Here is a 15,393-nt window from a genome sequence, read left to right as displayed (position 1 = left end):
AGTGGAATGATTTGATGTCAACACTGAAACAACCAAGGCTCAAGCTGAGAACGCTTATTCTTTTGTTTGCCTTGCTTTCGGCATGCGTGACGCTGGCCAACAGTCTATGGGTTATCTATACGGGGCAGCGTGACGTGGGCATCAGCGATGTCCTTGAGGACAAAACCCCCTATGGCTACCGAATACCCGTGAGCGTGGATCAACTGCTCAGCGCCGAATTGTTCAGGCTGGACTAAAGCGCTGACAGGATAGCCGGCAGTGCGCGGAACAAGGCAGGGTGAAGGAACAGCCGATTGCCAGCGCCTCACTGATGGAGGCTACCGAGGTGGCAGAGCGACTGCGGCGAACTGTGGAAACCACGGATATCGAGCGCATCACGATTTCGGCGGCTGTTGCACGCTGGCGTCTGGATGGCAAATTCACTGCTACTGTGTTTGAAGCCGTAGATCGGCTGCTGTACCAGACCAAGGAATCAGGTCGAAATGCTGTCGTCGTGCAGTACCTTGACTCTCCCATGTAATCATTTCTGCAGTGAGCGCCGGGTCGATGAAAGCAAACTCTTTCAAGTGGTCGGTGGGCTGGATGGCCATGATACTAGTGGTAGGCCTGGCAGCCAGCTACGTCGTCAGCTACCAGCAGGCCAAGACCATCGAGGGTCATGTCGGGTCGGTTCTCAAGGACGCCGGGGAAGCAATCGGTGACAACCTGCAGACACGCTTGAAACTATATGAGTACCGTCTTCGTGGCATGCGCGGTGCTATCCAGATGCTGAACCTGGATTACGTCAGCAACCGCCAGATGGCTCGTTTTGGCCAGGGGCGTGATATTGAAAAGGAGTACCCGGGGGCGCGCGGTTTCGGCTTCATTCGTCGGGTACCGGCTGACGGCGAAGAGCAATTCATGCGTAACGTCAGGGCTGACGGTCAGCCTGATTTCAAGTTCACCCGGCTGGGCGCTCACCCGGGAGATCGTTTCATCATTCAGTTCATCGACCCACCTGCTGGCAACTCCCAGGCCCTTGGGTTGGACATCGCCTCGGAAACACGTCGTCGTGAGGCGGCTATCGAGGCAATGCGCACAGGGGTTTCAAGGCTGACTGCGCCGATCACGCTGCAGCAGGACGCTCAAGAGAGCCTGCGAGCGTTTTTACTCCTGTCGCCGGTTTATAACACGCCGGAGACCCCAACCGATGTTGCGCTGCGGGAGAAGAACCTGATTGGTTGGACCTATGCTCCCCTGACCATGCGTGAGGTGATGACCAGCCTGGACCCGGCGAATCACCGGTTGCATCTGAAACTCTACGATGTCGGGGATACCAGGCAACTGATCTATCAGACCCCGGAAAATGGCCAGGACCCTCAAGTACTGCAAACCTATACCTTTGAGCGAGAGATCTATGGGCGCCACTGGCGGATGGAGGTGGGCGCACACCAGGCGTTTGTCGATGCGCTTGATCCGGTACCGGCGAGCCGGGTCTTTGCCATCGGCGCAGCGGCCAGCTTCCTGTTGACAGGGCTGGTTGGCACGTTGCTGATCTCACGGCAGCGCAAACAGCAAGTCGTGGCCGGTCAGGCCCGACTCGCGACCATCGTTGAAAACTCCAGCGATGCGATCATCGGTGAGGCGCTGGATGGCCGGATCATCACCTGGAACCGCGCCGCCGAGCAGATGTTCGGTTACACCGAGTATGAGGTACTGGGGCAACCGTTGGCACCGTTGTTGGTGCCAGTGGAACGCGTGCATGAGGACGAACAACTGCTGGAACAGGTCGCTCGCGGTGACCGCGGTTCGACCCTGGAAACCCAACGCCTGCACAAGGACGGTCGGCTGATCGATGTGACCATCACCTGCAGTCTGATCCGGGAGGCCGATGGCGCTATCCTGGGCGCGGCGAAGATGATGCATGACATCACCGATCGCAAGCGGGTCGAACGCTACCTCATGGAGTTCAATGCCCAACTCGAGAAGCAGGTCAGCGAGCGTACGGCCGAGCTGTCCAGGCTCGCCGGGTTAATGCAGGCGGTTCTGGATGCGTCGTCGGAGGTTTCGATCATTGCCACCGACACCCAGGGGCAGATTGTCGTGTTCAACCGCGGCGCCGAACTGTTGTTGGGCTACAGCCATGCCGAGATGGTCAGGCGCAAGACCCCGGCGGATTTTCATCTGCCTGAAGAGATCGCTGAGCGTTCTGTCGAACTGACCCAGGAATATGGCATCCCCATCGAAGGCATCGATGTCTTTTGCTACAAGGCTGCACTGCAAGGCTCCGAAACCCGGCAGTGGACCTATGTGCGCAAGGATAGCTCGCAGGTGCAGGTGTCGATGGTCATCACCCCGATTCGCACCGCCGATGGTGAATTGACCGGTCATCTGGGCATTGCTCAGGACATCACCGATCGCCTGCGCCACAGCGCCGAATTGCAGACGGCCAAGGCCAGCGCGGAGGCGGCGAATGCGGCCAAGAGCCTGTTCCTGGCGAACATGAGCCATGAAATCCGCACGCCCATGAATGCCGTGATCGGCATCGCCCATCTGTTGCAGAACAGCTCCTTGAACGAGCAGCAGCGCCAGTTGCTGACCAAATTGCAGATCGCTGGACGATCCCTGTTGGGCATCATCAACGACATTCTGGACATCGCCAAGATCGAAGCCGGCGAGATGCGTCTGGAGCACAACCCGTTCAGCCCACGGCAGTTGCTTGAGGACTTGGGTGATCTGTTTGCGGCTCAGGCCGAGCAGAAGGGGTTGAGCTTTGCCGTGAAAGGAGCGCTGCAGTTGCCCGGGCTGCTGATTGGCGATGCATTGCGGATCAACCAGATCCTGATGAATCTGGTGGGCAACGCCCTAAAGTTCACCACGCAAGGGCGGGTCGAGGTGATCGTCAGTCACGAGCCAGATGCCACCGATCACTGTTGGCTGCGCTTCAGCGTACAGGATACCGGTTGTGGCATCGCTGCCGATGCCCTGGGCCAGTTGTTCACCCCGTTTACCCAGGCGGACGCCTCCACTACCCGTCGCTTTGGTGGAACCGGATTGGGTCTATCCGTTGTGCGTGGGTTAGCCGAGCAGATGGGCGGCCATGTGTTGGTGCGCAGTGAGTTGGGCAGCGGCAGTGAGTTCCAGGTTTCCTTGCCCTTCCAGGTCTGTTCGAGCGAACTGGAGGCGACCATCACCGGTGGCAGCCTGGAAGTGTTGATGCTCAGTGATGATACCGCCTCGGCGCAGGCACTGCAGCGGGTCTGCCGAGGCCTGGGTTGGCGGGTGTCGAGCGTGACTGACGAGCAGGCATTGCGGCTGATGCTTCAGGAGCGCCATCAGACCCAGGGGCCTTTACCGGATATCCTCCTGGTCGATTGGCGTGACCCGATCGAGCAGGATCTGCGGCGCTTGCGCGAAAGCACGCAACTACCGTTGATTTTGGTGACCCCGTGCGCTGCGGAGCTGATGCTCGATGACCAGGTCGACCGTGTGCTGTCCAAGCCGCTGGACAGTTCCGCACTGTTCAATGCGGTCAACGCTTGTATTGCCCGGTACCAGGGCAGCACGGAACGGGTCCTGCAGTCCACGCGACTGGATACCGGCATGACCCACTGGTTGAGCGGGCTGCAGTTGCTGTTGGTCGATGACAGCGAGATCAACCTGGAGGTGGCGACCCTGCTTTTGGAACAGCAGGGCGCTCAGGTGCAGACTTGCATCAATGGTTTGCAGGCTTTGGAGCGTCTGCGCCAAACCCCCGATTTCTTCGACGCGGTGCTGATGGATGTACAGATGCCGGAAATGGATGGCTACGAGGCGACCCGGCGCCTGCGCAACGAGTTGGGACTCAAGACCCTGCCGGTGCTGGCGCTCACTGCCGGAGCGCTGGCTGAGGAGCGTCGACAGGCCGAGATGGCGGGCATGGATGACTTCCTGACCAAACCGCTGGAACCGAGTGCCCTGATCCGTGCCATACGGCGGGCCGTCGAAAGGGTGCGTGGTACCTCCGTTGCGGTCAGTACCATCGCGACCTCTGAGGATGAGCCCGCTGAGCAGTGGCCTGTGATAGAGGGGCTGGATATGCGCGAAGCCGCCTACCGCTTTGGCAACGACGTGCAGTTGTTCCGCACTTCGGTCCGACGCTTTTTCAATGAGTTTGCCGGATTTGCCGATAGCGAGGCGGTGTTGCAGCGCAAGCAGCAGCCTGGCCCGTTGATCGCGGATCTGCATAAGTTGCGTGGCGTGGCAGGCCTGCTGGGCGCCACCCTGGTGGGACAGTTGGCTGGGCAGGCTGAATCGCTGCTGCGCGACGGGCAGGGAGCCGAGCCGGTGCTCAGCGCCTTGAGTGCGGCGCTCTCAGCACTATTCAAGCAGACGGTCAACGTACAGGAGTCCGTGCTGGCGGTGCCGAGTACAGAGACGGACCAAGAAGCCGCTCAGCAGGCCTTGGCGAGGTTGCATGCCTTGCTCGAAAACCACGATCTGGCCGCGCTGGATCAGTTTGCAGCGGCTGCGCCGGCACTGCGGGCGGCAGCCGGGCAGGTGCTGGTTGAACAGCTGTGGGAGGCCATCGAGGAATTGGAGTTCGAGCGAGCGCTGCACATGCTCGAACGTGCGAATTTGTGAACGGAGAGCCACTCATGATGCAACGCACACCTAGCTTGCTGATCGTTGATGATGATATTTCTGCCATCCGCGTGCTGAGCCGTATCCTTCAGGGCCTGGGCCAGATCCGTTTTGCGACGGGGGGGGAGCAGGCACTGAAGATTGTCCAGGAAATGCGTCCAGACCTGATCCTGCTCGATGCCGAGATGCCCGGCATGAGTGGATTCCAAGTGTGCGAGAAGCTCCAGTCCGATCCACTGCTGCAGGGTGTACCCATCATCTTCATCACCAGTCATACCGAAACCCAGGTGGAGGAGGCCGGGCTGGCACTCGGGGCGGTGGATTTCATCGGAAAGCCAGTCAAGCCCGCGATCGTCACGGCTCGGGTCAAGACGCACCTGAACCTGAAAATGGCCATGGATCAGCTCAGCCTACTGGCCCAGACCGATGGACTGACCGGATTAGCCAATCGTCGCTTGCTTGACCAGCGTATCGAGTATGAGTGGCTCCGCTCACTACGCAACCAAAGTGCATTTTCGGTGTTGTTGCTGGATATCGATTTTTTCAAGCGCTACAACGACCGCTATGGACACCTGCAAGGCGACGAGTGCCTGATTGCAGTTGCCCAGACGCTCAAGCGCTGTGTGCAGAGATCCACTGATCTGGTAGCACGCTATGGCGGGGAGGAATTTGCCGTACTGCTGCCAGAAACGGGCGAGGAGGGGGCTCGGCAGTTGGCAGACGAAATTGTTCAGAGCGTCCACAGCCTGGGCGAGGTGCACGAAACCAGTGACTTTGGCAGGGTGACGATTTCCGTGGGTGTCGCAAGCTTAGAGGCGGGCTCGCTACTGCCCCCGAGCACGCATACCAGCGATGTACCATCCATCGCTGCAGCGCTGCTTGCTGAAGCCGACCGGGCTTTGTATCAGGCTAAGCATGATGGTCGAAATTGTAGCCGCTTTGTACCCATAGAGCTTGCACCCTGAAGGTCCATGCTTTTTGGTGCCAAGCACCGCTGTAAATTACAGGGTTCTACCCCACTAATACGGACACTTTCGAGTAAGCTCGCACCGAGCTGAAGGAGTGTTCATGAAGCGCAAGAAATACAGCCCCGAGTTCAAGCGGGAAGCCATCGAGCTGGTTCGTCGTTCAGGAGCGAGCTGTCGACAGGTAGCCCTGGAGATTGGTGTTGCTCCCAACCTGCTCACACGCTGGGTACGGGAGGCACAACCAGATACTGAGAAAGCCTTTCCTGGAACGGGAAGCCCGCGAGATGAGGAGCTTGCCCGCCTCAAGCGCGAGTTAGCCCGAGTCACCAAGGAACGTGATTTTTAAGAGACGCGGCAGCGTACTTTGCCAAGGAGTCATCGAGCGGTACACGGTGATCCAGCGCTGCCGCAAAGACTACCCGGTACGATTGATGTGCCGTTGCCTGAAGGTTTCCGCTAGCGGCTATTACGCCTGGCAGGATCGTGAACCAAGCCCGCGAGCTCAGGAGAATGCGCGCTTGGTGAAGCGCATTCGGGAGATTCACGAAGATAGCCGTGGTGTGATCGGAGCGCCACGTATGCATGAGGATCTGCTCGACGAGGGCGAAGCCGTCAGCCTGAACCGAGTTGCTCGCCTGATGGCGGCTGAGCGAATTCAAGGCTGGCCACGCCGGAAGCGGCGTGGCTTTGGGAGAGTCGCCAGCAGCCGTCCAGCAGGCGTGAAAAACCTGCTGGAGCGCAACTTCACCGTGCAGGAACCAGAGCGCAAGTGGGTCACGGACCTCACGGAAATCGCCACCCAGGAAGGCAAACTCTTTCTATGCGTGGTGCTCGACTTGTACAGCAAGTTGGTGATCGGTTGGTCGATGCACCACCGCCAGGATCGGCAGATGGTGATTCGAGCGGTGGAGATGGCGATCTGGCAGCGCCAGGGTGACTGGTCAGTGATCCTGCATTCGGATCGCGGTAGCCAATTCACCAGCGGCGACTACCAGCGTTTTCTGAATCGCAACACACTGGTTTGCAGCATGAGTGCCGTCGAGCACTGCGGCGACAACGCGGCCTGTGAAGGCTTCTTCGGTCAGCTCAAACGGGAGCGCGTTGTCCATCAGTCGTATCGAACTCGTGATGAGGCACGAGCGGATTTATTCGACTACATCAAGCGGTTTCATAACCCACGAATGCGTCGTAGAGTTGCCCGGCAAGATCTGAAGTTTTCAGCCCTTTTCAAACCGTCCGTGGAAATGGGGTAGAACCCGCGTTTGAATCGTAAGCGAACGGCAAACACGCCTACCGAACTCCAGTTTTAAGGGCGATGGTGTCCGTCTATTTTTGCCGTTTTTCTATAGCTCTCTAAGTCGATGAAATGCTTCGTTGTAATCGAGCCAGCTGAATTTTCAGATCCTCGACTTCAGCCTCCAACTGACGGGCACGTTCGCTAGCCTCAACCTGGACGGTAACGTCCTTTTGGATGCCGATGTAATAGGTGAGTTGATCCTCGTCGTTAAACACTGGGGTTATCGAAAGCTCATTCCAGAAAACACGGCCGTCTTTGCGATAGTTTCGAATGATATGCCGGCAAGGCTGAAAATTTTTTATTGCTTCGCGGATAGCAGCAATGCCTGGTTGGTCTCGATCATCGCCCTGCAGGAACCGGCAGTCCTGATACAGGGTGTCATCAATGCTATAGCCGGTCAGGTGCTGAAAGGCTTGGTTGGCGTAGATGAGGATGTGTTCATCGCCTTCCTGCTCTGCCACCACAATGCCATCGTTGGAAGACTCGATCATCAGTTTCAGCAGTTCTGCATCGATCATTTTCGGAGCCCTTATGAGTTTCAAAGAAGTCTATACCAACCTTTCCGATCTGACCTTGAGAGGCGATTTGCGCCAGCAACGCTTCGAGCAGTAACGCACTTCATCCCAGCAGAGTGCCCATTTCTTCCTCCCAGCTGGTAGATCACGGCGTGATCAGATCACCGCTAAAAATTTCCCGAGCGCCCTTGAATTTTTGTCTTCGATTCCTACTTAGGATTTTGCGCGATGCCGAATGCGGGTCGCGCCTCAAATCACTTGGAGAAAACTCAGGAGATTTAGCAATGGCTACTACTCTTTCGTTGGCCCCACTTTTCCGTCACTCGGTCGGCTTTGACCGTTTCAACGATCTTTTCGAATCGGCGCTTCGCAGTGAGGCCGGAACTTCCTATCCTCCTCACAACGTTGAAAAACACGGTGATGACCAATATCGAATTGTCATCGCGGTGGCTGGCTTGGCTGAGGAGGACTTGGACATTCAGGTTGAAAAGGGCGTTTTGACGGTCGCCGGCGATAAGCGAGAAAGCAACGGAGATGTCACTTACCTGCACCAAGGTATCGCTCAGCGTGCTTTCCGGCTGTCGTTCCGCTTGATGGATCACATCGAGGTGCAGGGCGCGAAGCTCGCTAACGGTTTGCTGAACATAGACTTGCTTAGAGTGGTACCGGAGGAAGCGAAGCCTAAGCGCATCATGATCGGAGGGGCTGAGTCTGCTCACTCCAGGCCGGTCAGTGAGCAGTAAGGTGAATAATGGGGCGCTCTTCGGAGCGCCTCTTTTTTGTGGGTATCTCAGGCACCTTCCTGACGGCGCAGCAGTGACCTTGACCTTCAGAGCATGGCGGTTGCGCTATGCAATCTCCTGATTGTGGAAAGCGTCCGCCCAACTCACCTTGCGTAAGTCAGGCCGGCATCCACTGAGGCGGCAGCAACTGCCCGATCTCACTGGCCCGTTGGGTCGGCAAACGGCGCTGAGGTGCGCACGCTGAGGTGCTTAGCCTGGCTGATAGCCGATGCTGAGTGTCCAGGCCGCAAAGATCAGCGCTACGGTCAGAACCAGGCCCGACAACAGGGTGGTGCTTTCTGCTGGCGTGAAACCGCCCATGGCGTGCGTTCCTGATCCGAGGGTTCGGTCCGCACCCCCATACGCAGCAGAGCTGGCTGAGGGCGCGAGACGTCGAAGGTGTCTGAAGGCAAGGGGCATGGGAGCGGCTCGCTGGGATAAGGTTCATCGTGCGTGCCGAAGAGCGCTGACGAGGACAGCAGGAAAACAGGAATCGGGGTGACTGGGTTTTGCGCAGTGTTTAGCGGTTCACAATAGGGTCTAGACGACCATCGCGAACGGTATGACGCTGAGTCGATTCGGGTTATTCCGATCGCGATCAACTGGCGAAAATGTTGAAATGGGCTTCGAAGCATGAAGCTTCAAGCGAAAAGTGAGGTGATAGGTGAATATCGGTGAGGTTCTTGAGTACTCGGTGGAAGGTATTTTCGAGGAGGACGAGGATGCTTCGCGAGAGGGCGTTGAAGCGTTAAGCCGAGCGATGTCGGAGCTGTCGCGCAAAGTCCACAATGGCGAGGACATTGATATTGAACCCTCTCGGGTTCACACCTACGTCTTCGAGTAACCTTGACCCCATTTGGGGACGTAGGCCTTTGAGGAGACAATAGGTTTTCCGCTGAAGTGGTCCACAATTCCCGGGTACCGAATGAGCTGTTCCTGTCGCAACCGCCGGCAGCCCGAAACAGTGGCTTGTGCAGCAAGCGAAATCTGATCGGCACGCTTGATTAGGTCGCCGCCGTATTTATGCGTTACCTTCGCATCACCCCTTGGACGATAGAAGATGAGTCCGACTCTCCATAAGGCAGCTAACGGTCATCTGTCACTTGATGTCAACGGGTGGCCAGAGACGTGCTGGCGATCGCTGGAAGACGAATTGATAACGCGCCGAGGATTCACGCGCGTGGGCGCCTCCGTCATAGGCATGGATGAAGAAATTCATCCAACCTTCCACTGTGCCGAGTTCAGTCTCACAGCGGGCTGGGATCATTGGTCGGGTCGTTATTTGCTGTCAGATTCAGTGGAGGGCGATATCTTTCTGCAAGAGCTATTCGACCAGCTCCGTGTCTGACAGAGGACGTCGGGAGGTATTCCTAAGAAACCAATAGCGAGAGTCAAATCATGGAGGACATTTTGACGAGTAAAAAGACAAGCGCAGCGATCGTTCAGCGTTTTGATGAATCGGTCTGGGTCAAGGCCCACTGGCTCAATGAACCCAAGCATTATCTCACCCACCCAGACGGCTCACTGGAGGTAATGACGAGCCTGCAGACCGATTTCTGGCGTGAAACCCACTATGGCTTCATACGGGACAGCGGACACCTGCTGGCCTTTGAAACCGAGGGAGACTTTACCGCCCAAGTCAGGGTGAACGCCGATTTTCGTGAGCTGTACGATCAAGCGGGCCTGATGGTCAGACTCAATGAGCAGACGTGGGTAAAAGCGGGCATCGAGTTCAACGACGGGAACCCGATGATCAGCAGCGTCCTGACCCAAGGCCAGTCGGACTGGGCGCCCGCTCACTTTACGGGAGACCCCACCAGCTTTTGGCTGCGTGTAACGGTCTCTGACGGTGTGCTGCGGGTGCAGTATTCGACCGATGGGAAAGTCTGGCCGCTTCTCAGACTGGCACCGTTTCCAAAGGCAAACCATTACCAGGTGGGCCCGATGTGCTGCACACCGGAGCGTGAGGGCTTGAGGGTGAGGTTCTCCGAGTGGTCTCTAACACGTCCGTTGGGCCGAGATCTGCATGATTTGAGCTAGGCAACCGTTCGCGAGCAGGTCCCATCTTGCTCGCTAATCTCCAAGCTCGTATTGCTGAACCCCCACGCGCGTGACCTGCATCACCTCTTCTTGAGGTGGTGGTGCGCCGGCAAAACGACGCCGGGAAGGCGAAAGAATGGATAACGGCTTCTAGCGCAGACAGGTTCCGATGACCTTCAGATTGATGGGCGTCCACGCACTTTTGAGGGGCTTCATTTTTTGGTGCGCCGGCAGCGTTCCGAACAATAACGAACCTCCTCCCAGCAGCGAGCCCACTTCTTGCGCCAAGTGAAGGGAAGGCCGCAGGTGACGCAGACTTTTACTGGAAGCTCGCTTTTTTTCAAAATGATCCACCCTCATTCGATTAGGCATGTACAACGGACCGCGTCGGCGCTGCGCGTCCTGTTCAGATCCACCCGTTCGGTCACGATTGTATGATCGTGGCCCTACGCTCATTGCCTGGCAGACGATCGTCGTGGCGCTTCAGGTGATCGGTTCTCAAGCGAGGCGCCGCCGGTTAATTGTGAAATGGTTTGGGTGTCGGGTCCACGCCACCGATCACCATGAATGGGGAGCCCCAGCGCAATAACTATCGATGTTTAGCGAAGTGGCAGGCCATCGCCCCTGTCCGCACATGGCCACTAGCACCTCGACAGTGGGGCAGTGGAGCACCTTGTCGTTGCAATGCGCCGAGCCACATCACGAGCAGCTTCATGGACGCTGTGAGCAATCTTGCGAATCGAAGTGCTCGGGCAGCACTTGGCTTTCACCGAACATGCCGCGCAGTCGGTCTGTCTGGGGTGGAAGATGACGGTGTTGGCTTTGGTGACGTGCGAACGCTCGTTCTTGGTATTGTGCTCTCTGAAGGGCATGCATTTGAGGAGCGAGCATGGGAAAAAGGGCTAGCAATTTTAAAGGTGACACCCTGAAGCTGATCAGTAAGCTTCCAGCCGAATGGGGCTTTGCTTTTCTGCTGGGTACGTTGCCGATTTGGGTGTTCAGCAAAACTTCCAAGGACTTCGAAGAGATGGTGTCGGGGCTTCTGGCAATCGGGCCATTGATTGAATACTTTGGTTGGATGTTGATTCCTTATGGTTTGTTGTTTGTCTTCAAGTACGTGATGCGCTTTGGTTCAGATCGGGGTACGCAGGTATTCGGCTTTTTTCATAAGCTCATCGCTGAAGTAGGGACCGGTCTGTTGACCATTACCCGAACAGGCTTAGGCGTAGCCGCTGGCATCTTTTTCCTATCGGATGAGGTGGTGACGCTCACTCAAGATCAAATGGTGCGTTTGTGCTGGATGATTGGCGTGCTCACCCTCGCTAACTGTGCCCTGGCGATGCTGAAGGATGAAATGATCGAGAAGACCAGCAGGCCGGCTTACAAGAACCCCATCAAGCTCTAAGAGCGGCCCGCCACCCGCGCACTCAGGTATCACCCTTGAGTATCGTGGTGTTGGAAATCCCACGGGCCTGATCTATCCGGCGCGCCATGGCCATGGCCGCTTCCAGCTCACTGAGCCCCTGGGTTTTCATGAGCTCGAAGCGCTCGGGTTTCTCTTCCGGTGCGGTCATGGCCATGATCAGGTAGAGGCTGGGCGGTACCGCACGAAACAGCACCTCCATCGACTTGGAGAGGACCAACTGCGCGTTGTAGCCCTCGTGTGCGTAGGTCGCGAGGTCCACCAGGGTGATGTCGGCTTCCGGCCAGGGCGTGCCGTCGCGGTTGAACAGATCGACATTGACGCCCTGGCAGAACATGTCCATGGCGTCGGCCATTTCCAGCAGGCGCAGGCGGCGTGATTCTGGGGACCGACCGTCCCATATGTCAACCATAGTGTGCGGACCGTGGGGCAGCAACTGGTCCTTGTCGGTGGCGCAGCCGCTGACCCGCAGCGCGCTCATCAATAAACCGGGCATGGCCTTAATCGAGGCTGTCGGCAGGGGAGGCTCCTGCCAACTGCCGCACCTGACGGCCTTCGGGTTCGTAATCGATCTCCAGTTGCTGATCCAGGTGCACGGCCACCTGGGCGCCGGGTTGCACATAGACCGCGGCAAAGGCCTGGCCGTAGAGCTTGTTGACCCAGTCGCCGATGTCCTTCACGCCCCCGGAGAGGATGCTGTTGAGCGCCGAAGGTCCGGTCTTGACGGCGCTGCCGCCCGGTGCGACCACGTTGCTGACATCGGGCTGATCGGCTTCAAGCAGCTTGGCCACCCCCGCGCCGGCGGCGGTGATCAGGCTCTTGGTGCCCAGGTACTGCTGGGCGTTTGAGCGCCGTTCACCGGCGATACACGGCACCCCATAGGGATCGCTGAGCCAGCCGATACCGCCCTGGATCTTGCCCGGTGCGGCATTGCCGCTGGCGCTGTTGCCCTGGCGACCGGTCAGCTTCTGGGGCGCGGGCAGGGTGCGAATACGCCCATCGTTGAAGACAAAGGTCAGGCTCACGATATGGCCGCGCACGCAGGACAGGGTCCAGTCGCCGGCGGCGGTACCACTGAGGACCGCACCGGCCACATCCGGCAGGTCAATGCCGTTGGCGGTGAGGTTGTCCGGGCCGATCAGCACCTTGAACGGGTAGGGGTCATTGACCACACCGTCCACCGGGACCCGGCCGATCAGGGCTGTCATGGCGATGGAGCCGGTCAGGGTGCTGTTTTCCGGCAGGGTGTAGACCGCCCTGGCGGGGGCCTTCTGTGCGCTGGCGGTGGGATTGCCGCCCTCCAGGGCGGTACTGTCCTTGAGCTGGCGCTGGCCTGGGGTGGGCGGCTCGATGAAGGCGTTGGGGAAGCTCACCCCCTTTGCCGGCTGGCCGGAACCGGTGGGTAGGGGTTTGCCATTGGCGTCGACAGCGGTCGCATCCTGAGGCTCGATCCAGATCAGCTCGTGTTCGTCCGTGGAGAATGATGCACTGTCGCCAGCCTCAAGCCCCAGGCCAATCGGCAGGTCCTCACTCGACTTGCTGAGAAACTCGGTCGACAGCGCCTGCCTGAGATCGTCCAGCAGGTGCTTTTTCTGCTGCGGGCTCAGGTCTGGTCGACCGCCGTTGCCCATTTGCTCCCGCTCGGCACTCACGGCCTTCTGGATCCGCAGATCCACCTCGCTTTCGCGTAGCCTCAGGCGATCGTTTTCCTCTTTCTGTTGCCGGTTTTCCGAGAGCAGGGTTTTGAGTTCCTCGCGCATGGCCTTGGTCTGGGCCACCAGGGTGGCGACCGTGTCATGCGGCGTGTCGCCGTCGATGCCCAGTTGCTTCATTTCCTCAGGGGTGAGGCGGTATTGATGGGGATCAGAGTCATTGGAGGCGCTCTGCTGGCTGCTGCAGGCCTTGATCAGGCCAAACAGCGCGAGCGCTACCACGGGTAGCAGCAGCCACTTGAACAGGGCATTACTTTTCATTGGGGAAGTCCCTCTACAGCGTTGGGCCCCGCAGGGGCAGCGGGCGCACTGACGACGGGCAGCAGGGCCTGCGCCAGGTCGCGTCTGCGCATGACCCGATACACCAATGAGGTGTCACGACTCGGGTGCGCCGACCCCACGCACGGAGGCTGAAAGGCCGCACGGATGAAGTTGCTCTGCGGGTGCGGTGAATCGAGGTGCAGCGGTACGTTCTGGGGCAGACGGTCATAGGTCATCAGTTCGACCGCCTGGGCGGTGTAACCGAGCAGCCAGAGCGCAGGCCGTACCGTAATCGAGGCCTCAACCCTCTGCGTCCTGCGCGCTTGCAGCCGTCCCTGATGAGCCTGCGGACAGGCGCTTGGGGACGCCGTCGTAGCAATCGATGGCGAGGCCGAATGGATTGGTTTCCGGGTCCACATCGCGACGCACCACCTTGATGGGGTAGCGCACGAAGGTCTGCTTGATCCGCTCCGAGCCAAAGAACTCCTCGGTCGCCAGATCCAGGTTCAGCAGCCACTGATCGCGTCCCTGCACCTGGACGCGTAGCTGAGGAGAGCGGCCGTAGTTACGATCCGGAAGCTCGAACACCCCACGGGTGCGGTTGCGCAATTCACCGGCGATCTGACGCTTCTGGGCATCCTGTTCCAGCTGGGATTTGCAACTGGGGGTCAGGTAGGCCGATAGCCGATGGATGGCCGAGGGATAGTCCTTCTCCCCATCCGCCGGCCAGCGGTTGAGCTGCTGGAAGATATACAACCCGAAGGTGTACACCGACTCCGGCGGCACCTCCCACCATTTGCGGGTACTGCCTGAGCGCAGGTCGGGCGGGATGTTGATGGTCAGGTTGCGTGGGGCATCCCACCAGCCCAGTCCCGAGAGCAACGTCGTGCCCAGCAGCACCGCGCAGCCGATGCGCAGGGACGTGACATGGGCCTGCAGTCGGTTCACCTCGTTCTTGAAGCGACTCATGCCCCAGGGCTCCGGCGTGTGCTCCAGAGCCCCGAGCGCATCACCAGACCGGTTGCGCCGATCCAGGGAGCCAGCCAGGGCCAGGCGAGTGCCAGGCGCCATTGCAGATGACGGTACAGCCACGTCTGGGGCTTGCCGCGCTTGTGCCGACGCAGCAGCCTGCCGCCGACCAACAGGCCGCCGCCAATGCTCAGCACAATCCCCGTGGGGGCCAGGGCAATGCTGTTGAACCCGATGGCGGCGGCGGTACCCAGACAGGCCCCCACCAGGGTGGCGGCGATCACGGTGAGCCACATTTCGTCAGCGGTGAGCCCCAGCACAATGACCGGTTGGTGATTGAGGCGTGAGGGCAGAAACCGAATGGTTCCGTCGGGCAGGTAATGGTCAGCATCATGTGTCATGGCGGTTTCTCCTCACAGCACCGACGTGGCTTTGGTTAGCAGCCAGATACTGATCACCAGCAGCGCGGCGCCGACGCCGCAGGTCAGGCCGAACTGGCCCCAGGTCTTTTTGCCGCTCTGAACGTCGGAGTAGGTGGTGTAGGCGTGGTAGGCCACGCCGCAGAACGAGGCCGCGGCAATCAGCAGGGCGATCAGCGAAACGATGTCATACGCATGGTTTTGCAGGGTCTGGATGATGCCGGTGCCCGGTCGGCTGGGGGTTTCCAACTCGGGCAGCCCGGCAAGGCTGCGCGAAGGCGATAGCAGATGGCTGGTGAGCAGACCCAGGGTGATGACCCGGCGAGCCAGGGAATGGGAATGGGATTTGAGGGAGGAGAAGCGGTTCATCAGTGCCTCCATGGCGTGGTTGAGTGTGTGTCGGGA

16 protein-coding genes and 3 pseudogenes are annotated in these 15,393 nt (G+C 58.9%); 9 read left to right on the top strand and 10 right to left on the bottom strand.

Annotated elements, in window-relative coordinates; all coding sequences use genetic code 11:
- The first annotated feature begins 14 nt into the window (after window positions 1–14).
- From ACMGT0_RS20395 to ACMGT0_RS20375, 5 genes are all read left to right on the top strand, one after another.
- The gene (locus tag ACMGT0_RS20395; protein ID WP_054063183.1) at window positions 15–236 is read left to right on the top strand and encodes a hypothetical protein; all 222 of its coding nucleotides are present in this window, start codon (window positions 15–17) and stop codon (window positions 234–236) included.
- Window positions 237–277: 41 nt separating this feature from the next.
- A complete protein-coding gene (locus tag ACMGT0_RS20390) occupies window positions 278–520 on the top strand; it encodes a GGDEF domain-containing protein (protein WP_152973036.1) in 243 nt (80 codons plus the stop codon).
- 26 nt (window positions 521–546) lie between these two features.
- On the top strand, window positions 547–4,602 hold the full coding sequence (locus tag ACMGT0_RS20385; protein ID WP_416773523.1) for a CHASE domain-containing protein: 4,056 nt from the start codon (window positions 547–549) through the stop codon (window positions 4,600–4,602).
- 17 nt (window positions 4,603–4,619) lie between these two features.
- Window positions 4,620–5,567, top strand: a complete 948-nt coding sequence (locus tag ACMGT0_RS20380) for a diguanylate cyclase domain-containing protein (RefSeq protein WP_416773521.1) — start codon at window positions 4,620–4,622, stop codon at window positions 5,565–5,567.
- Window positions 5,568–5,670: 103 nt separating this feature from the next.
- Window positions 5,671–6,823 (top strand): IS3 family transposase gene (locus tag ACMGT0_RS20375; protein WP_152973035.1). Its coding sequence is split into 2 segments (ribosomal slippage): window positions 5,671–5,912 and window positions 5,911–6,823, totalling 1,155 coding nucleotides; the frame shifts between segments, so codons are not numbered across the junction.
- A gap of 100 nt (window positions 6,824–6,923) precedes the next feature.
- On the opposite strand, the gene ACMGT0_RS20370 is transcribed toward ACMGT0_RS20375, so the two are convergent.
- Entirely contained in the window at window positions 6,924–7,385 is a 462-nt protein-coding gene (locus tag ACMGT0_RS20370; protein ID WP_416769509.1) for a PAS domain-containing protein, read from the bottom strand.
- Window positions 7,386–7,415: 30 nt separating this feature from the next.
- A pseudogene (locus tag ACMGT0_RS20365) lies at window positions 7,416–7,511 on the bottom strand (DUF2256 domain-containing protein); the annotation flags it as partial.
- 155 nt (window positions 7,512–7,666) lie between these two features.
- Between ACMGT0_RS20365 and ACMGT0_RS20360 the strand changes: the two are divergent.
- The 3 genes from ACMGT0_RS20360 (at window position 7,667) to ACMGT0_RS20350 (ending at window position 10,204) form a co-directional block, all read left to right on the top strand.
- Complete coding sequence (locus ACMGT0_RS20360; RefSeq protein WP_054063179.1) at window positions 7,667–8,125, top strand: Hsp20 family protein; 459 nt, start codon at window positions 7,667–7,669, stop codon at window positions 8,123–8,125.
- A 703-nt stretch (window positions 8,126–8,828) separates the two neighbouring features.
- On the top strand, window positions 8,829–9,008 hold the full coding sequence (locus ACMGT0_RS20355; protein ID WP_054063178.1) for a hypothetical protein: 180 nt from the start codon (window positions 8,829–8,831) through the stop codon (window positions 9,006–9,008).
- Window positions 9,009–9,562: 554 nt separating this feature from the next.
- Entirely contained in the window at window positions 9,563–10,204 is a 642-nt protein-coding gene (locus ACMGT0_RS20350) for a DUF1349 domain-containing protein (protein ID WP_416769507.1), read from the top strand.
- Window positions 10,205–10,416: 212 nt separating this feature from the next.
- Here the strand turns inward: ACMGT0_RS20350 and ACMGT0_RS20345 are convergent, their stop codons facing one another.
- Both ACMGT0_RS20345 and ACMGT0_RS20340 read right to left on the bottom strand, forming a co-directional pair.
- The gene (locus ACMGT0_RS20345) at window positions 10,417–10,548 is read right to left on the bottom strand and encodes a DUF2256 domain-containing protein (RefSeq protein ID WP_081009867.1); all 132 of its coding nucleotides are present in this window, start codon (window positions 10,546–10,548) and stop codon (window positions 10,417–10,419) included.
- Window positions 10,549–10,878: 330 nt separating this feature from the next.
- Window positions 10,879–11,046: pseudogene (locus tag ACMGT0_RS20340) on the bottom strand (IS5/IS1182 family transposase); the annotation flags it as partial.
- 47 nt (window positions 11,047–11,093) lie between these two features.
- Here ACMGT0_RS20340 and ACMGT0_RS20335 point away from each other — a divergent pair.
- On the top strand, window positions 11,094–11,609 hold the full coding sequence (locus ACMGT0_RS20335; RefSeq protein WP_054063175.1) for a hypothetical protein: 516 nt from the start codon (window positions 11,094–11,096) through the stop codon (window positions 11,607–11,609).
- A gap of 22 nt (window positions 11,610–11,631) precedes the next feature.
- Here the strand turns inward: ACMGT0_RS20335 and ACMGT0_RS20330 are convergent.
- From ACMGT0_RS20330 to ACMGT0_RS20305, 6 genes and pseudogenes are all read right to left on the bottom strand, one after another.
- Window positions 11,632–12,024 (bottom strand): annotated as a pseudogene (locus tag ACMGT0_RS20330) (hypothetical protein); the annotation flags it as partial.
- Between the two features lie 103 nt (window positions 12,025–12,127).
- Window positions 12,128–13,600, bottom strand: a complete 1,473-nt coding sequence (locus ACMGT0_RS20325) for a TIGR03752 family integrating conjugative element protein (RefSeq protein WP_054063173.1) — start codon at window positions 13,598–13,600, stop codon at window positions 12,128–12,130.
- Window positions 13,597–13,836 (bottom strand): DUF3438 family protein, encoded by a 240-nt coding sequence (locus ACMGT0_RS20320; protein ID WP_152973033.1) that lies wholly within the window; start codon window positions 13,834–13,836, stop codon window positions 13,597–13,599. The genes ACMGT0_RS20325 and ACMGT0_RS20320 overlap by 4 nt, the downstream gene beginning before the upstream one ends.
- A gap of 64 nt (window positions 13,837–13,900) precedes the next feature.
- A complete protein-coding gene (locus tag ACMGT0_RS20315; RefSeq protein ID WP_054063172.1) occupies window positions 13,901–14,569 on the bottom strand; it encodes a PFL_4703 family integrating conjugative element protein in 669 nt (222 codons plus the stop codon).
- Window positions 14,566–14,970: a TIGR03750 family conjugal transfer protein gene (locus ACMGT0_RS20310; RefSeq protein WP_054059681.1), complete on the bottom strand. Its 405-nt coding sequence runs from the start codon at window positions 14,968–14,970 to the stop codon at window positions 14,566–14,568. The genes ACMGT0_RS20315 and ACMGT0_RS20310 overlap by 4 nt, the downstream gene beginning before the upstream one ends.
- A 12-nt stretch (window positions 14,971–14,982) precedes the next feature.
- Complete coding sequence (locus tag ACMGT0_RS20305) at window positions 14,983–15,357, bottom strand: TIGR03745 family integrating conjugative element membrane protein (protein ID WP_054059682.1); 375 nt, start codon at window positions 15,355–15,357, stop codon at window positions 14,983–14,985.
- Between the last annotated feature and the right edge of the window lie 36 nt (window positions 15,358–15,393).

This window comes from Pseudomonas sp. RHF3.3-3, assembly GCF_048069595.1.
Taxonomy (GTDB): Bacteria; Pseudomonadota; Gammaproteobacteria; order Pseudomonadales; family Pseudomonadaceae; genus Aquipseudomonas; species Aquipseudomonas fuscovaginae_B.
The sequence above is the reverse complement of the archived record's forward strand: the minus strand, read 5'-3'. Positions and strand labels throughout refer to the sequence as shown.

Excerpts from the sequence above, each read along its gene's own strand:
- ACMGT0_RS20395 (WP_054063183.1), top strand. The coding sequence starts at position 15 with ATGTCAACACTGAAACAACCAAGGCTCAAGCTGAGAACGCTTATTCTT.
- ACMGT0_RS20385 (WP_416773523.1), top strand. The coding sequence starts at position 547 with ATGAAAGCAAACTCTTTCAAGTGGTCGGTGGGCTGGATGGCCATGATA.
- ACMGT0_RS20380 (WP_416773521.1), top strand. The coding sequence starts at position 4,620 with ATGCAACGCACACCTAGCTTGCTGATCGTTGATGATGATATTTCTGCC.
- ACMGT0_RS20370 (WP_416769509.1), bottom strand. The coding sequence starts at position 7,385 with ATGATCGATGCAGAACTGCTGAAACTGATGATCGAGTCTTCCAACGAT.
- ACMGT0_RS20360 (WP_054063179.1), top strand. The coding sequence starts at position 7,667 with ATGGCTACTACTCTTTCGTTGGCCCCACTTTTCCGTCACTCGGTCGGC.
- ACMGT0_RS20350 (WP_416769507.1), top strand. The coding sequence starts at position 9,563 with ATGGAGGACATTTTGACGAGTAAAAAGACAAGCGCAGCGATCGTTCAG.
- ACMGT0_RS20335 (WP_054063175.1), top strand. The coding sequence starts at position 11,094 with ATGGGAAAAAGGGCTAGCAATTTTAAAGGTGACACCCTGAAGCTGATC.
- ACMGT0_RS20325 (WP_054063173.1), bottom strand. The coding sequence starts at position 13,600 with ATGAAAAGTAATGCCCTGTTCAAGTGGCTGCTGCTACCCGTGGTAGCG.
- ACMGT0_RS20320 (WP_152973033.1), bottom strand. The coding sequence starts at position 13,836 with ATGACCTATGACCGTCTGCCCCAGAACGTACCGCTGCACCTCGATTCA.
- ACMGT0_RS20315 (WP_054063172.1), bottom strand. The coding sequence starts at position 14,569 with ATGAGTCGCTTCAAGAACGAGGTGAACCGACTGCAGGCCCATGTCACG.
- ACMGT0_RS20310 (WP_054059681.1), bottom strand. The coding sequence starts at position 14,970 with ATGACACATGATGCTGACCATTACCTGCCCGACGGAACCATTCGGTTT.
- ACMGT0_RS20305 (WP_054059682.1), bottom strand. The coding sequence starts at position 15,357 with ATGAACCGCTTCTCCTCCCTCAAATCCCATTCCCATTCCCTGGCTCGC.